15 protein-coding genes are annotated in these 17,333 nt (G+C 30.1%); 4 read left to right on the top strand and 11 right to left on the bottom strand.

Annotated features, from left to right (window positions below; genetic code table 11):
- Nucleotides 1–135 precede the first annotated feature (135 nt).
- From DAD81_RS02835 to DAD81_RS02820, 4 genes are all read left to right on the top strand, one after another.
- Nucleotides 136–405 carry an Asp-tRNA(Asn)/Glu-tRNA(Gln) amidotransferase subunit GatC gene (locus tag DAD81_RS02835; protein WP_179950013.1) on the top strand — a complete coding sequence of 90 codons (270 nt, stop codon included), beginning with the start codon at nt 136–138 and terminating at the stop codon, nt 403–405.
- Nucleotide 406: 1 nt separating this feature from the next.
- Nucleotides 407–1,804, top strand: coding sequence for an amidase family protein (locus tag DAD81_RS02830; RefSeq protein WP_111706705.1), 1,398 nt, complete (start codon nt 407–409; stop codon nt 1,802–1,804).
- Nucleotides 1,804–5,136 carry a bifunctional amidotransferase subunit GatB/aspartate--tRNA ligase AspS gene (gatB/aspS, locus tag DAD81_RS02825; RefSeq protein WP_111706704.1) on the top strand — a complete coding sequence of 1,111 codons (3,333 nt, stop codon included), beginning with the start codon at nt 1,804–1,806 and terminating at the stop codon, nt 5,134–5,136. Before DAD81_RS02830 ends, gatB/aspS begins: the two co-directional genes overlap by 1 nt.
- Before the next feature lie 309 nt (nt 5,137–5,445).
- Nucleotides 5,446–5,823 (top strand): DUF423 domain-containing protein, encoded by a 378-nt coding sequence (locus DAD81_RS02820; RefSeq protein ID WP_111706703.1) that lies wholly within the window; start codon nt 5,446–5,448, stop codon nt 5,821–5,823.
- 113 nt (nt 5,824–5,936) lie between these two features.
- On the opposite strand, the gene DAD81_RS02815 is transcribed toward DAD81_RS02820, so the two are convergent.
- The 11 genes from DAD81_RS02815 to DAD81_RS02765 form a co-directional block, all read right to left on the bottom strand.
- Nucleotides 5,937–7,205 (bottom strand): alginate export family protein, encoded by a 1,269-nt coding sequence (locus DAD81_RS02815; RefSeq protein ID WP_111706702.1) that lies wholly within the window; start codon nt 7,203–7,205, stop codon nt 5,937–5,939.
- A gap of 121 nt (nt 7,206–7,326) precedes the next feature.
- Nucleotides 7,327–7,566, bottom strand: coding sequence for a cytochrome C oxidase subunit IV family protein (locus tag DAD81_RS02810; RefSeq protein WP_111706701.1), 240 nt, complete (start codon nt 7,564–7,566; stop codon nt 7,327–7,329).
- Between the two features lies 1 nt (nt 7,567).
- On the bottom strand, nt 7,568–8,149 hold the full coding sequence (locus tag DAD81_RS02805) for a cytochrome c oxidase subunit 3 (RefSeq protein WP_111706700.1): 582 nt from the start codon (nt 8,147–8,149) through the stop codon (nt 7,568–7,570).
- A 9-nt stretch (nt 8,150–8,158) separates the two neighbouring features.
- On the bottom strand, nt 8,159–9,136 hold the full coding sequence (locus tag DAD81_RS02800) for a DUF438 domain-containing protein (RefSeq protein WP_111706699.1): 978 nt from the start codon (nt 9,134–9,136) through the stop codon (nt 8,159–8,161).
- Nucleotides 9,136–9,846, bottom strand: a complete 711-nt coding sequence (locus tag DAD81_RS02795; protein ID WP_157961062.1) for a DUF542 domain-containing protein — start codon at nt 9,844–9,846, stop codon at nt 9,136–9,138. Before DAD81_RS02795 ends, DAD81_RS02800 begins: the two co-directional genes overlap by 1 nt.
- Nucleotides 9,847–9,984: 138 nt before the next feature.
- Nucleotides 9,985–11,754: a nitric oxide reductase activation protein NorD gene (locus DAD81_RS02790; RefSeq protein WP_111706697.1), complete on the bottom strand. Its 1,770-nt coding sequence runs from the start codon at nt 11,752–11,754 to the stop codon at nt 9,985–9,987.
- 214 nt (nt 11,755–11,968) lie between these two features.
- Nucleotides 11,969–12,748 carry a CbbQ/NirQ/NorQ/GpvN family protein gene (locus DAD81_RS02785; RefSeq protein ID WP_111706696.1) on the bottom strand — a complete coding sequence of 260 codons (780 nt, stop codon included), beginning with the start codon at nt 12,746–12,748 and terminating at the stop codon, nt 11,969–11,971.
- 2 nt (nt 12,749–12,750) lie between these two features.
- Nucleotides 12,751–13,464, bottom strand: coding sequence for an SCO family protein (locus tag DAD81_RS02780; protein ID WP_111706695.1), 714 nt, complete (start codon nt 13,462–13,464; stop codon nt 12,751–12,753).
- 113 nt (nt 13,465–13,577) lie between these two features.
- Nucleotides 13,578–14,342: a formylglycine-generating enzyme family protein gene (locus DAD81_RS02775; protein WP_394340145.1), complete on the bottom strand. Its 765-nt coding sequence runs from the start codon at nt 14,340–14,342 to the stop codon at nt 13,578–13,580.
- A 10-nt stretch (nt 14,343–14,352) separates the two neighbouring features.
- Nucleotides 14,353–15,804, bottom strand: coding sequence for a copper-containing nitrite reductase (gene nirK / locus DAD81_RS02770; RefSeq protein ID WP_111706694.1), 1,452 nt, complete (start codon nt 15,802–15,804; stop codon nt 14,353–14,355).
- 187 nt (nt 15,805–15,991) lie between these two features.
- Nucleotides 15,992–17,329: a cbb3-type cytochrome c oxidase subunit I gene (locus DAD81_RS02765; protein ID WP_111706693.1), complete on the bottom strand. Its 1,338-nt coding sequence runs from the start codon at nt 17,327–17,329 to the stop codon at nt 15,992–15,994.
- Between the last annotated feature and the right edge of the window lie 4 nt (nt 17,330–17,333).

Raw genomic sequence — 17,333 nt, 5'->3', positions numbered from 1 at the left:
CTAAATTATAGTACCAATAGTATAGAAATCTGTTATTTTACGCTCTTGTTCTTTAAAAAAAATCGTGTTACCCTCATAAAACTTTCGTAATTTTGCAAACTTGAATGAATGACTTATAAATTAAAATAAAAAGACATGAGCAAAATTATGACAGTCGACATTTTGTCGAGTATTAAAGGAGCACAGCCATCTGAGTCTGTGAACAAATTATTTGATGTAATAAAAAATGCAAATTTAACAAATAATAATTCTTTAAATAATGTTAATAATAATTGCGTGTCTATAAATAATTTAAGAGAAGATGTTGTAATAGAGAGTTCGGCTATAGAAAAACAACTAATTATAGAAAACTTCCCGAACAAGAAAAATGGATATTTAGTAGTTGCGAAAGTTATAGAAGGTTAAAATGGATTCTCAAATAAAACACATACACCAACAACTGGTGTCTAAAGAAATAACTTGTACAGCTTTGGTACAAGAAAGATTAGATTTACTTAAAGAAAACACTTATAACACTGTAAATTCCTTGCTTGAAATTACAGCTCTAGAATTAGCAGCTAAAGTAGATGCTAAAATTCAAAAAGGCGAAAAAATTGGTCTGTTAGAAGGAATTCCTTTTGGAATTAAAGATGTATATATGGTTCAAGGAACATATACAACTGCTAGTTCAAATTTGTTAAAAAATTACAAATCACCTTATACAGCAACAGCTATTCAAAAATTATTAGATGCTGGGGCAATTCCTTTAGTAAAAGAAAATTGTGACAGTTTTGGTCACGGATCATCTAGTGAAAATACTATTTTTGGAGCTGTAAAAAATGCAATCAATCCAGAATTGGTTGCAGGAGGTTCAAGTGGTGGATCTGCTGTAAATGTAGCCAAAGATTATACTGTATTTTCAATTGGTGGAGATACTGGAGGATCCATTCGTCAACCAGCAGGATACAATAACATTTATGGTTTAAAACCAACTTACGGAAAAATTTCTCGTTTCGGATTAATGGCATATGCTTCATCAACTGATTGTGTTGGTCCATTAGCAAAAACGGTTGAAGATATTCGTATTATTTTGAATGTAATGAGTGGAAAAGATTCTAAAGATCAAACTTCTTATAATTCAAAAAGTATTTCTGAAAAAGAAATTTCAACAAACACAATTAAAACCGTTGGTTATTTTAAAAACTTTATTGAAAGTAAAGCTATTGATCCTGATGTAAAAGCTGATTTTTTAGCTAGTATTGAAAAAATTAAAGCAACCGGAATTAAAATAAAAGAATTAGATTTTTTTAAATCTGATATTTTAGTTTCAACATATTATACTTTGGCAATGGCTGAAACAGCTTCTAACTTATCTCGATTAGATGGAACTAATTATGGTAATAGAATTGAAGCTGAAAACTTAATTGAAACCTATGCCGTTACACGTTCTGAAAACTTTTCAGAAGAATCAAAACGAAGAATTGTTGGGGGAAATCAAGTATTATCCCAAGGATTTTCTGATGAAATATACTTAAAAGGATTAGCTTTAAGAGATCAAATTTCTGAAAATTTTAGAAAAGATTTTCAAGAAGTAGATGTGATTTTATCTCCCGTAACTCCTAGTTCACCTCCAAAAATTGGTGAAAGTTTAAAAGATCCACATGCAATGTATTTATCAGATGCATATACCGTAGGGTTTAGTTTAGGTCAATTACCTACACTTACGGTTCCTCAAGGAACGGTTACTGGCTTGCAAATTTCTGCAGCAAAAAATAATGAAGAATTGGTACTGAAGTTTGCTAACTTCTTAAAAGATACAATATAATGGAATTGGAACAGTTAAATGCGGCTATAAAAGCCAACGATTTAGAATTGGTAATTGGACTGGAAACACATGTTCGATTAAATACCAAAACAAAGTTGTTTTGTTCTTGTCCAAATCAAGAAATAGAAACACCAAACCACAACATTTGTTCAGTTTGTACAGGACAAATGGGAATTTTACCGGCAATAAATAAAGAAGCTATTACAAAAGCTATTTATTTTGGAAAAGCAGTAGAATCTTCATTTGATAATGAAGTAATATCCTGGGATAGAAAACATTATGAATACCCAGATAATCCTAAAAATATTCAAATTACGCAGTTTCATAATCCAATCATTCCAGACGGACACGTATCTTGTTACCGAAATGATGGATCACAATTTACCGTGAACTTAACTCAAGTTCATATTGAGGAAGATGCTGCAAAATTAATGCACGAGAAAAAAGTTTCGTTAGTAGATTTTAACAAAGCTGGTGTGCCATTAATTGAAATTGTTACTGAACCTTGTATTAGAAATATTGAAGATGCCTCAACTTATGCACAATACATTCAACGTATTGTTCAAAATTTAGGAATTTCTGAAGCAAACCTTGAAAAAGGAGAGTTTAAATCAGATGTTTCTGTTTCTTTACGTAAAAGAAGAAGTTACGATTTAAACCCTAGAACTGAAATTAAAAACTTGAATTCGTTTAAGTTTATGGTGGATGCTTTAAAGGAAGAAATTGAAAAACAACTTAATTATTACGTTGAACATAAAGAGTTTAGACCAGATCAAACAACAGTACTTTGGGATGCAGATTTAAAGCAAACCAAAACAATGCGTAAAAAAGAATTTGAAGCTGATTATCGTTTCATTTCTGAACCAGATTTACCTTTTGTAAGTATTAAAAATGAAATTAAAGCAATTTCTGTTGATACAAGCGCATTGCCTTTTGCTGTTGAAACTGTTTTAATTAAAGGTGGAGTTTTACCACAAGACGCTAAATTCTTTACTGCAGATGCTGTTCGCTCAAAAGTATTTATGGATATCAATAATGAATTGAAAGATCCTTCTTTTGTTGCAAAAACTTTGGTAAATAATATTAAGCCAGATGATTATGTTGCTATTAATAATATAGACAGTTTAATTGAAATTTTTCAGTTGTTTAAAGCTGAAAAAATCACTGCTGTTTTAGCTCAAAACGGAATTACTTCTTACTTAAAAGATAGAACTTTTGATTATAACAAGTATTTTGAAGACAATACTATTTCAGAAGAAAAAATTAAAGAAGCTATTCAAAAAGTAATTTCAGAAAATGAAGCTATTGCAAATGATATAAAAGCTGGAAACCAAGGTAAAGCTGGTATTTTAGTTGGTAAAATTATTGGAATTATTGGAAAAGGAGCTTCAGGAAAGGTTATTAGAAAAGGTATTTTAGATGAATTAAGTTCCGTTGGGACTAAGCAAACTAAAAGTGATTCAGACAAAGACACATCTACAGATCATACTTCAGAAAAAAAAGATCATGATGAAAGCTTACCCGAGATTCCTATTATTATAAAAGATAATTATAGAACACATAAAGCCTCTCAATTATCTGAAAAAACAATCTCAGAAAAAGTAACTTTAGCAGGTTGGGTTTCTAGTGTTCGTGACCACGGTGAATTAATGTTTATTGATTTAAGAGACTCTAGTCAGGAAATTTTTCAAGTACGTTTAAGTAGAGAATCATTTCCTAATTTAGATGAATTGGTAAAACTAAAACCTGAAACTGTAATTTCTGTAACTGGAATTGTGGTTCAAAGAAATGAAGATGATTATAATGCTAGTTTAAGAACTGGTAAAATTGAATTAGAAACTTCTGAATTAGAAATTTTAAATTTATCTAAAACGCTTCCTTTTGAAATAAAAAGAGCCACAAAAACTAGTGAAACTGTTCGTTTTCAATACAAATTTTTAGATCACAGAAATGATGATGTTAGAAGAGCAATTGTAAATCGCCATAAGGTTATTAAACTAATGCGTGATATTTTAGATGAAGAGGAATTCTTAGAAATTGAAACACCAATTTTAACAGCCGGAACCGATGAAGGAGCTAGAGAATTTATTGTTCCTACACGTAAACAAGCAGGTTCTTTTTACACCTTACCACAAGCACCTCAACAATTTAAACAAATGTTAATGGTTAGTGGTTATGAAAAATATTTTCAAATTGCACGTTGTTTTAGAGATGAAGATTCTCGTGGAGATCGTCAGCCAGAATTTACGCAATTAGATATTGAAATGGCATACGCAAGTATGCAGCAGATTATAGATTTAAACACCAAAATGTTTAATGAAATAGTGAAAAAAATATATGGTAAAAAATGGATTTTACATCCGTTTGAAGTAATTACCTACAAAGAAGCTATGGACTTTTACGGTTGTGATAGACCTGATTTACGTTTTGGATTGAAAATGCAAGACATTACCAACATTGTAAAAGATACAACGTTCCAAGTATTTAGCAAGCCTATTGAACAAGGGGGAATTGTAAAATGTATTAAAGTTACTGCAAAAGAGCAAGGAAGCAAGCGTATGTCTAAAGGTCAGATTGAAAACTTGACTGCAATTGCACAACAAAACGGACTAGGTGGTTTAGCTTATATTATTGTAAATGAGAATGATTTACAATCTCCTATTATTAAGTTTTTAGGTGCAGAAATTGCTGCAGGAATTATTAATGAAACAAATGCTGAAGTTGGTGATATTGTATTTTTCTCTGCCGCAGATTATGAAACAGCAAACAAAGCTTTAGATGCTGTTCGTCAGGAAATGGGAAAAATATTAAATTTAATTAACCCTAAAGAATTACGCCCTGCTTGGGTTGTAGATTTCCCAATGTTTGAAAAAACTGATGAAGGTAGATGGACATTTACTCACAATCCATTCTCAATGCCTGCTATTTACGATTTAGAGAAACATATGAGTGGTAAAGAGGACGAAATTGGAACTATTATAGCTCAGCAATATGATTTAATCTTAAACGGTTTTGAAATTGGTGGAGGATCTGTTCGTGCGCACAAAGCTGAAATATTAGAGGCAACTTATAGAAATATGGGTTACAATAAAAATGAAATGATTAAAAGTGTTGGAGCTATGTATAAAGCTTTCCAATACGGAGCACCACCACACGGAGGAATTGCTTGGGGAGTTGATAGATTAATGATGATTTTAGAGAAAAAAGCTTCTATAAGAGAAGTAATGGCTTTCCCTAAAACAGGAACAAGTGATGATTTACTTTTCGGAGCTCCTTCAATGTTATCAGATAAAAAAATTGAAGAACAAAATGTTAGGGTTCTAAAAAAGTAATTCTACTTTTAATATTAAAAAAAAGGCTGAATAAAAAGGAATTAAAACCGTCATTCTGAAATTGAAGATTCAGCATAGCTGATTAAGTTCAGATTGACGAATATTTTACTTTTTTATCAGCCTTTTTTTATAAATTAAATCCAATAGTAAACATTAATACTTTTATAACAGTTTCCTTAATTAGTAATAACATTTTAAATAGTCAATAAACTATCATTTATTAATTTACCCTACTTGCGCATCTCAAAACTATATTTTGCAATTAGCTAAATTTATTATAGTAAATTTACGCCTTAATAAATAAACTTTATGCCACAAATAACATTAGTAATTGCAAGTATTTTAGGAGGATTAGCTGTAATTTTCGGTGCTTTTGGAGCGCACGCTTTAAAAAAGATACTTTCAGAAGAACAATTAAAAAGTTTTGAAACTGGTGTAAAATACCAAATGTATCATGTTGTTGTTTTATTACTTATTGGGTTCAATTTCAATTTAGAGTCTGCCTCTGAAAAATATATGGTTTATTCATTTATACTAGGAATTATACTATTTTCTTTTAGTATTTATGGCTTAGTTATTTCTTCAGCTAAGAATAAAAAATTGCGATTTTTAGGCCCAATAACACCTTTGGGAGGATTGTTATTAGTTTTAGGATGGTGTTTGTTAACTTATAACGTTTTAGGATAATAGAAGTAGTTATTTATTCTATTTAATAATAGTAGTAACCTATTTTTAAAAATAAAAAAACCAGCACTTTACAAAAGTAAGGCACCAGTTTTTCAAACATTTATTCAAATAATTTATTTTGAAGAAAATAATTTTGGTTTAAAGGTAAACATTACCCAAGCCCAAGAGTTGTTTTCATCCTTGTCACCTCCTTTTATTAATTCCATAGAATCATTAGCAAATAATAAAGAATAACCTGCATTTACCGTAATATCATTGGAAATTTTATATCCTAAATTAAGATCTATTTCAGCACCTAAATTGTTGTCTTTTTTCACAGAACCAATATAAATATCAGCTGCAGAAGAAAAGAAATGAGGCATTAAAGTAGCAGAGAACTTATCTTTTTTATAAGTTACAACAGCATTTAAATCAACTAAACCAACATTTGCTCCGTGATTACCAACATAAAAATAATCCATCCAACCATTAAATTTATGGTTAGTACCATATAAAGGTGAGAAAGATTTATTTTTAGAATCTAGATTTGTATTTGTTGCAAAATCAATATCTGAACCTGATAAGTATTCTGCTCCAACACCTACTGTAAATTCATTTGAAGCTTTATATTTTAAGTTTGCAGTTAAATAACTTGCACTAACATCATTATTACTATTCTCTCCACTTTGCAAGTATGCAGCAGCATCCGCAGCAATTTTATTTTTTCCATAAGTTAATCTACCTCCTAAAGTTTGAGTGTAATCAACTTTTTGATCAGCTCCATCTAAAAATTCAATACCATTATTTAAAGCCAATAAACTTAATCCAAAATTATCATTTAACTTACTATTGTACCAAGCATATTGAAACGTTTTATAACCAGCTACATTTGAATATAAATTATCTAATGCTGCTTGAGAATCAGAATTTAATGCAAACCCTAAATCAAGTTTACTATTCTCTGAAATTTTAAATTTAGCTAGCAAAGCATCATGACTTCTAGCTTGCTGTGCCCAACCTACGTTACCAAAAATTCTACTATCATCATAAACAATCTCTTGTCTACCAAATTTTAAAGAAAAAACATCAGACAATAAAGCTTCAGCCCAAGCTTCGTGTAATTGTGTAGATTTATCATCTGAAGCCAATGTACTAACATCACCCCAAACACGAACATTTTGTAAAGAAACTCCTAATTTAATTTTATCTTGTGTAAAATTGAAGTTTAATCGTGTACGTTGAGAAACAAAATTTGATCCATCAGCGTTAGTTGGTAACAGAGACTTAACTCCATGTTGATTTTCATAACGAGGTCTAATTTCAGCAGACAAATCAAATTGTTGAGCAGATAAAGTTGTTACTAATAGCGTTACTAATACTGTTAAAAAGAAAAATTTTTTCATTTTAAATAATTTTAATTTTGTTGAAATTTATAAATATAAAGACCTTTTTATCTTTATATAAAGCGAAAATACATGCATTAATAGATTTAATCACTGACTTTTGTCAACTTTTTATATTTTTTTATAAAAAAGATATAATTATAATTGAAAACAGAACTAAATAAAACAGCACACTTGCTTTCCAAAATATATGTGCCTTTTTAAGCTCCATAAAATAAAATGAAATTCCAATAAATTTTACAACTGCAAGAATTATAATTATTGATGAAGCATAATATAAACTAGAATTTGAAACTAAAGCAGAAATAACGGTTAACACTATTAAAGCAATCCACACTCCTAAAAACTTAGAATTCTTCATGTTAAAATATTAAATAAATTATAGGAAATAGTAATAACCAAATTAAATCACACATATGCCAAAAGGCTGCACCTGCTTCAAAATCTTCAATATTTGTTGAGTTTTTTCCTTTTTTAATTCCATAGAAAATAGAAATTAAAATAACCAAACCAACAATAACATGAATTACATGGAACAAGGTTAGCATCCAATAAAACGAGAAAAAAATATTATACCCAATAGTTAATCCCGCACCTATTTTTCCATAATACTCAATACTTTTTAGTATTAAAAATAAAACTCCTCCTAACATTGTTAGTTTTAAATACAATGAAGTTTTAGTTGTATTATTTTCTTTATAGCTTTCAACAGATTTTGCCATAAAAAAACCACTTGTAATTAAGAATACAGTATTTATTGCTCCAAAAGTTGAGTTTAATAACAAACGTGAATTATGAAATATTACAGGCTCATCTTTACTATAAAACACCATAGCTATTAAAGCCATTCCGAAAGTAATTAGCTCCAAAAAAATTACTATCCACATTAAGATTCCACCTGGTGGATAATAAAGACTTTTATGATTTATTTTTTGTGTTTGCATACTATAAATTTAATCCCAGTCTAACAATCTTTTTTGACCTTCAAGTTTTTGAATTTCTGTAATATCTTGCGACATTTCAATTACACCCTTGTACTCTTTTTTGTCATTTCTTATTGCAAAATATCTAATATGAATTATGCGTCCTTTAAAATTAAACCAAAACTCAGCAACATCTTTTGTTCCTGCTTTAAATTCTTCAACAATACGTAAAACCATATCAACACTTTTTGGAGGATGGCAAAAACGAACCTCTCTTCCAATAATTCCTTTACTTCTAGGAAAAACACGATCATCTCCCCTGTTGTAAAATATTACTTTATCATTTTCATCAACATACGTAATATCTATTGGTAAAAAACGAAGTAATAAATTTACTTGTTCAGGTGTCATATATCCCTCATCATAATGAAAAGTATTATCTAATGAAAAAGATAATTCACGCTTTTTAAAATCTTGACTCGGGTGAACATATTCTTCCTTTTCAATTGCCGGAAATGGTACCGGTTTCTCTAATAACATCCAACCTATTTCTTCATCACCTTGGTAAAACTCTTTCCATTCATCTTCACTCAACAAATCCATTGAATTTGGAAACAGACGTGTATCTTCAATAGACATTAATCGCTTAACACCTTCAATTAAATATGGAATATTATCAACAATTTTTTCTGTATTTTTTTCTGTATTATATCCATTTAACAAACGAATTTGATCACGTAAATTATCATGAAAAGACCACATACCTTGGCTTGGACCTTCCCAACCGTGTTTTTCTAAATATGGAAATAATTGATTTTCTTTACGTGCAAAACGTTTTTCAATGGTGGTTAATTGATTAAAAATATTGAAGTATTTTTGAAAATCTTCAACAGGATCAGCATCATATAATTCTAATAATATATTTTGTATTAAGGCTCCTTCCTGGTAATAAACTTTTATAGGATGTCCTTCTGGTAATTTTTCAACAGTTGGTAAAAATGAATTCATTATTCAATAATATTTAAAGCTTTTGGTATTAATACATTTTTTTCAAAATGCATGTATTTATGAACTTCGTGCTCAAGTTGTTTTAAATTTTTATACAGGAATTTGTATGAATTACAACCGTCTTCCGGAACTTGATAATTTGATGATAAACTAGCTATTTCTTTAAAAGAATCTCCAATTAATTTTTGAGCAATTTCATTTCTTTCAATGGCTTTTTGAAAGGCTTGCAATGTATCTATTGAAACCTCCTCAGATTTTTCATTTGCATCCACAATTTCATTAATAATTGGATACAAACTCATAAGTGAATTTCTAAACGTTTCATTAATTACTAATTCAACATTTTTATATAAATCATTAATTTCAACTAATTCTTTATGTGCTCCACCGTGAACATTTGCAACTTTTTCAGCATAAGGTGATATTTCATAAAAAGCATCGCTAATTACTATATGATACACCTCTTTTACTTGATCAATTAATGTTGGTATATCCAATTCTTCAATAGCAACACCTCCAGAAATTTTATTATTTAAAGCTTCAATTTCTTGTTTTAAAACTTCAAAATCAATTCCCTTTTCATTACAAGCTTTCTCTAACGTATCTCCACCTCCACAGCAAAAATCAATTTTATATTTGCTAAAAACGTGATCAGACCCAAGGTTTTTTGATACTACCTCAGCAACTGTATTTTCTTTTGTTATATCCATAATCATATATTTAGAGTACAAATATACATAATAAAAGACAAAGTTATCCTTTTTTATTTAAATAACACAATAAACTATACTACAACGTTTTAGGTAAGTAATTAAATGAATAAAACTAGCTGATTTTCAACAATTAAATTAAGATTGATGCTTGATTTTTTCGTACAACTGAACTAAAGATTTTAGTAATTCTACTGGTGTAGTTAAAATTTGATAGTGGTTTTGACCAAACATTTGTGGCAGATAATATTTTGCCTGAGCTTCAATTGCAAGAGCATAAGAATTAATATTTCGTTCGTTCAATTCACGAAGTGCTTGCTTAACATCGTTAACTCCGTATTTCCCTTCATACTTATCGTAATCGTTTGGTTTTCCGTCCGAAATTAAAATTACCCATTTATTTTTTGTGTCTCTCTTATCTAACATAGCACCTGAATGACGCAATGCAGCTCCAATTCTTGTATATCCACTAGGTTCTACTGCACCAACTTTAAATTTGGCTTTATTCCAATCTTCATCAAAACCTTTAATTGTTATATATGAAGAATGATTTCGTGTTTTTGAGTAAAAACAATCAATAGAGAAATCTATATTAAACTCTTCCAAAATTTCTCCAAATAATATTGAAACTTGTTTTTCAACATCAATCACTCGGTTTCCTGCCGCGTAACCATCACTAGACAAACTAACATCTAACAATAATAAAATGGATAAATCTTTTTCTTTTTTTCTTTTTGAAATATATATTTTTTCCGAAGGTGTATGTCCAGTTTTTACATCAACAAATAAATCTGTAATAGCATCTATATCAAACTCCTCACCCTGTGTTTGTCTGCGTTGTTGTTGGTATTTATTATTAACCGTAGTTAACATTTTTCGCAAACCATTTAAAGTTGAACGGTTATCGTTTAATGTTTTTTTGTAATATGGAACATCTGTTTTTAATAATGATTTTGGGTACACTTTACAAAAATCAGGTTTATAGCTTCGCTTTTTATAATCCCATTCATCATATTTTATACAATACCCTTTCTCATCAATTTCTGAACTTTCTGAAACCGTTGTGTTTTCAATAAAATCAGCCTGATAAACAGAATGCGCAGTATCATCAACACGAACTGTATATTTCATATTAATATCTTCTAACGCATTGGAATGATCATCTAATTCATCTTCACCATCAAAATCACGGAATTTCCCACCAAATTCTTCAGCAGTTTCTACTTTTTCAAACTGATGTTGCAAAACAGCATCTTCCTGTTGTTTAATATCTACCTGAACAGAAATAATTTCTTCAACAGCATTAGATTTTAAAATAGTTTTTGGCTTCTCTTCATCTGCTTTTTTAACCTTTTCTGTAAAATTCTGTAATTTTTCTTCTGAAGCTTCTTCAGGATTATTCCGCATCCATTTTCCGTAGATAAATGAAAAGTCTTTAGCAGTGTTACTTTTTTGTTTTTCAGAATAAAATTGAACAAATTTGTTATGATATTTTTCCGTTACTGGAAATTGTTCAAACAATGAATCCAAAACTTTATTAGAATTTTCTTTGGCTTTCTGCTGACTCTCTGCCAACTCGTGTTCTTGATTATCATTCCAATTTAACTCTAAATTCTTTTGAACTGACAGATATAAAATTCGAAATAAATAAAATGAAATATTTTCATCAACAGAAGAAAATTCAACAAAACGACCCGGAAGAAAAAAGTTATTATTTTTATAACCTCCTTCTCGTTCAGCTTCATAAATTTCAATAGATTCACCAGTAATAGCACGCGCCAAAATAGTTAAACGAGGTTTTAAATCGTTTAAATTTACAGCATGTAAAATATCTGCCTGCCTTTTTTTACTTTTCCGTTTAAAGTAATAGGCAAGTTTTGTAAAAAGATATTCATCTGGTTCAAACATTACTTTTAGTTATTGAGTTTAGTTTTTGGTTAATTGCTATTTGTTGTTGTGTGTATTTTTATGTTGATGAGATTCTGAAACAAGTTCAGAATGACGTGACGAACTAATTATAGTGTTGACTCCGCTCAGTAACCGTCAAATTCCAACTTCTGACTTCTGACTTCCAACTTCTCACTTCCAACTTCTGACTTCTGACTTCTCACTTCTGACTTCCTTAAATCATTAAGTTACATAAATCTTTTAACGCTTCAAGCACATCTAAATCATCGGTTAAAGGTTCTACAATTGCAACTTCAACGGATAAACGTTTTGGTAATCCGCTATGAATTAATTTAGCAGCATCAACCAACAAACGTGTTGAAACAGTTTCTGCCAAACCAAGCTCTGTTAAATTTCTAATCTTAGCAGCAATATTTACTAGTTTTTTAGCAATATCCTTATCTACCTTAGTTTCATTTACTAATATTTCAGCTTCAATTTTAGCTTCAGGATATGCAAATGAAGTTGCTATAAATCGCTGACGAGTAGATGGTTTTAATTCTTTAAATCCTTTTTGATAACCAGGATTAAAGGATGCAACCAACATAAAATCTTCGTGAGCTTTTACAGTTTCACCCAATTTATCAATAAATAATTCTCGTCTATGATCGGTTAATGAGTGAATGGCAACAATAACATCTGGTCTTGCTTCTGCAATTTCATCTAAATAAATTATTGCTCCTTGTTTTAAAGCGGTTGTTAAAGGACCATCAGACCAAATAGTTTCGGCCCCTTTTATAATATATCTTCCAACTAAATCCGTTGAAGATGTTTCTTCGTGACAAGAAATTGTAATTAGTTTTTTATCTAATTTATGAGCCATATACTCAATAAATCTAGATTTACCAGTTCCTGTAGGACCTTTTAATAAAAACGGAATTTTGTTTTTATAAGCATGTTCAAACACCTCTACTTCTTTTCCTATTTGATGATAATATGGTAATTGTTTGCTCATACTTATTTTGTTGTTATTTCAATAATTTTTGAAATGGTTTCTTTATTATCAACTCCTAATCCTTCTTGCTGATGTACTAATTCTCCACCAGCATTAAACACACTAATTATATTAGAATGTGAAAAATCTAACGGTGAAATTTGTTTGTATTTTACGGCTAAAACATTAGCAAATTCACGAACTCCAGAAACAGAACCTTGTAAAAATGTCCATTGTTCATCATCCATATAATTTTCAATTGCAAATGCTTTTAATTTTTCAGGTGTATCCGTTTCCGGATCTATACTAACCAGTACAAAATTAATATTGCCTAATAAACCTCTTGGAATCTCTTTTTCAATATTTCTCATATCGGCAACCAATCTTGGACAAGCAGCTTTACACGTGGTATAGATCATTACCATTACCAAAGTTTTACCTTTTAAATCCTCTAATTGAATAGTTTTACCTTCTTCTGTATTCCACTTAGATGTTAAGTTAAATATGGAATTATCCGAAATTTCATCTGTTGCTATTTTTTTTAAAACTTGTTCTGAAATAGGTTTCAAATCCATTTTACAAACACTGCAACTTCCAGGTTCTGTATATGTTTTTTCACCTTCACATTTCATTGGACATTGATAAACTACTTCAGCTTTTTTATTTGAAGTGTTTTTACAAGATTGAAATCCAATTACAACAAGTAAAATAACTACTATGTATTTTAATATTTTCATGTGATTATTATTTTTTTAAAGGTCATACTTCGTCTCAGTTCAGCACGTCCTAATTGTTTTGTTCGCTATATGAACGTATAGCGAGATAAACTTTTTAGCATCTTGATTTCATTTTATAAATCTTTTACACATCTAAAACCTAGGTTTTTCATTGTGTATTTTGCTTTACTGCTTCCACGAATTGCATAACGCATAAAAGCCGCATAATTCATTAAATCTGTAGCACCAAGTGCAGCGCTTCCACAAAACAGATTACTATCGGTATCAACATCTTTACGAGATTCACCTGAAATTAATACTGAATTAAAATCTGAAGTCCATTCCCAAACAAGTCCGTGCAAATCGTAAACACCCCAATAATTTTTAAATGTGGAACCTATTTCATTATTAAATGTTTTTGGTTTTTCGTACCACGCTAAAATAAAATCGTTATAGTTTTTTAAGATTCTAGCATCTGGAATATCCTCATTTGCCATTGCTACATATTCCCATTCATCAATAGTTGGCAATCTTTTTCCCTGACATTCACAATAATCATTTGCCGCAAACCAAGAAATATTTGTTATTGGTGCTTTTAATAATTGATTATCACCTAAAATTGTATCTGATTTCCAACCTCTTAAATAATTGGCATCAGCAAATAAACTTTTAACGTTGGATTTTCTCCATTTAGGATATTTTTTAACAAACTGAAGATATTCTTCATTAGTAACTGGATATACATCCATTTGAAAATCACCAATTGTTACTGTTAACGAATCTCTTCCATATAAAGGAATATAAGTACCTCCTTTAATTAATACCATTTTAGATTGACAATTAACATGAATTGTAAAAAATAATAACATCCCAAATATCAATCTAAAAATAGTATTCATTATATAAATTTTAGTGAGAATTTTTAACTTCAGTAACCATCATTGGAGTAACTTCGGTTTTGTTATTTCCCCAAGAATTGTAAACATAGGTTAATACATCAGCAACTTCATCATCAGTTAACGTTTGTTTAGTCATAACACTGTTATATTTAGCTCCATTTACAGTAATTTCACCTGTTTTACCGTGTAATACAATACCTATTGCTCGTTTTACATCTGCATTTAAATAATCTGAATTTGCTAAAGGAGGAAATGCATTTGCAATACCTTCTCCATTTGCTTGGTGACAAGCAAAACAAGTTTTTGTATAAATTTGGCTTCCTGATTCAATTTTTTGAGCTAACGATTTATTTGGGTTAACTTCTTTTTTATCAGCTCCATTTGGCATTGTTTGTATAGTTCCACCTTCAGGATTATAAATTCCTTCTTGTTTTACACCAGAATAAAGTTGTTTGTCTTCTTCTCCTTTTACTTTTAGCATTCCTAAAGCACCTTTATTAAAGGCTCTAAAAATAGCGTGATCAACCAAAATAAATGTTCCAGGAACTTCAACTTTAAACTCTACAATTGCTGCACCACCTGACGGTATTGAGGTTGTTTGTACATTTGTATTAATAGATGAACCTCCTTCAATATGAACTCTGTCGAAAATTTCACCAATAACATGGAAAGATGAAGTTAAATTTGGACCACCATTTCCTATATATAAACGAACTGTTTCGCCAACATTTGCAGTTATTGCATTATCACCAGTTAATGCCCCAACAGATCCGTTAAAAACAACATAATCAGCATCTTCATCAACTGCTTTTTGCATATCGAACTGTTGTAAACCTGGCTCTCCATTTTCTCCTTTTGTATAAAAATCACCTTGCATAATGTAGTATTCCTTATCTACTTTAGATAAACCTCCTTCTGGTTCTACTAAAATTAAACCATACATTCCATTAGCAATATGCATACCTACAGGTGCTGTTGCACAATGGTATACAAACAATCCTGGGTTTAATGTTTTAAAAGAAAATGTTTTTTCGTGACCTGGTGCTACAAATGAAGAAGTTGCACCTCCACCAGGGCCAGTTACCGCATGTAAATCTATATTATGTGGTAATTTATTATCTGGGTGATTTGATAATGTAAATTCTACTTCATCCCCAACTCTTGTTCTAATAAAACTTCCAGGAACAGAACCTCCAAAAGTCCAATACATATATTTTACACCATCAGTCATTGTTCCTTCTTGTTCCAATATCTCCAAATTAACAATTAATTTTTTTGCAGGTCTATCACCAACCGGAGATGGTACAAAAGGCGGAGCTGTTAATTCGGCATCCATTGTTCCAGACACCTGTATTTTTGAAGAATCAACAATTTTCTTTTTTTCTGATTTAGAACAACTCGAGACTACAAGTAGCACTAGCACTAATAAAATTGTGCTAGTTAGTTTGTTTAGTTTTTTCATTTTTTTGAGTTTTAGTTATAGTTTCATTTTTCAAAATATATTAAAATTTTGAGTTTATAATATTTGAAAAAAAATGGAGAAATTAAATCCCAAATTCAGGACTTAAATTTAAAATAACCAGAGTCTTCATTTATAATGTAGAGACCTACACATTAATTTAAACTCTGGATATCAATCTATAAAATATCTAATTATGAATCTCTAAAGCTTCATCGGTTGGTGTACCGTGCTTGTAAAAATCTATCATGTATAAAATAACACCTGTTGTAAATAACGTAGCACAAACAATTAAAACCATAAAATGAACTTCGGTTAATTTTTGTACTTCCATAAAGTCTATTTTCATAATACGCTCTAAATACACCTGTGCAACACCCGCTACACCAAAAGCAACCGTCATACCGATCATTCCAATATTTGAAAACCAGAAAGCCATTCTTCCTATTGTACTATCGTATAATTTTCTCCCTGTCATATTTGGTAAACTATAACTAATAATAGCTAAAACTATCATTGCATACGCTCCCCAAAATGCTAAATGTCCATGCATTGCTGTAACTAAAGTACCGTGTGTGTATAAATTTGTTTGAGGTAATGTATGTGCAAAACCTAACAATCCTGCACCAACAAAAGATACAATTGCAGCTCCAAGAGTCCAATATAAGGCTAATTTATTTGGGTGTTTTTTCTCACCTTTTCTGTACATATTTACAGCAAATAATGCCATTGCTAAAAATGCTAAAGGCTCTAATGCTGAGAATATACCACCAACAACTAACCAAATTTTATTTACACCAATATAGTAATAGTGATGTCCTGTTCCTAAAACTCCCGATAAGAAAGTTAAACCAACAATTACATATAACCATTTTTCAATAACTTCTCTATCTACACCAGTTAATTTTATTAATAAGAATGATAAAATACCACCCATAATTAATTCCCAAACACCTTCTACCCATAAGTGAACTACCCACCATCTGAAAAATGAATCTGTTACTTGGCTATCAAAAGGTAACATACCTGGTAAGTATAACAATGCAGCAAATAAAAGCCCCATTGAAAGTACCAATGATGTTGTAGTTCTTCGTTTTGATTTAAATAAGGTTAATAAAATTATTCCTAAAAATAAAAGCACATTAACTACTACTAGGTAATCAAGACCTCTAGGTATTTCTAAAAATTTACGTCCTTCCCAAATATTAAAGTGAAAACCAATAATTGCAGCAACACCTACTAATGCTAAACTAATTAATTGAACATAAGCTAATTTAACACTTACCAATTCTCGCTGAGACTCTTCAGGAATAATATAATAAGCTGCTCCCATAAAACCAGATAGTAACCAAACTACTAGAAGATTTAAATGTACTGCTTTTGCAGTGTTAAAAGGTATAATTTCATGTAACCCGTCATATCCGGCATGTGCAAAACCCATAATAAAACCGTAAACTATTTGCAAACCAAACAATAACATTGAAAGGGCAAAAAACCAATAGGCTACTTTTTGTGATTTATATTTCATAATG

The organism is Lutibacter citreus, from assembly GCF_003260195.1.
Classification (GTDB): domain Bacteria; phylum Bacteroidota; class Bacteroidia; order Flavobacteriales; family Flavobacteriaceae; genus Lutibacter; species Lutibacter citreus.
This window is presented reverse-complemented; position numbering and strand designations above follow the sequence as displayed.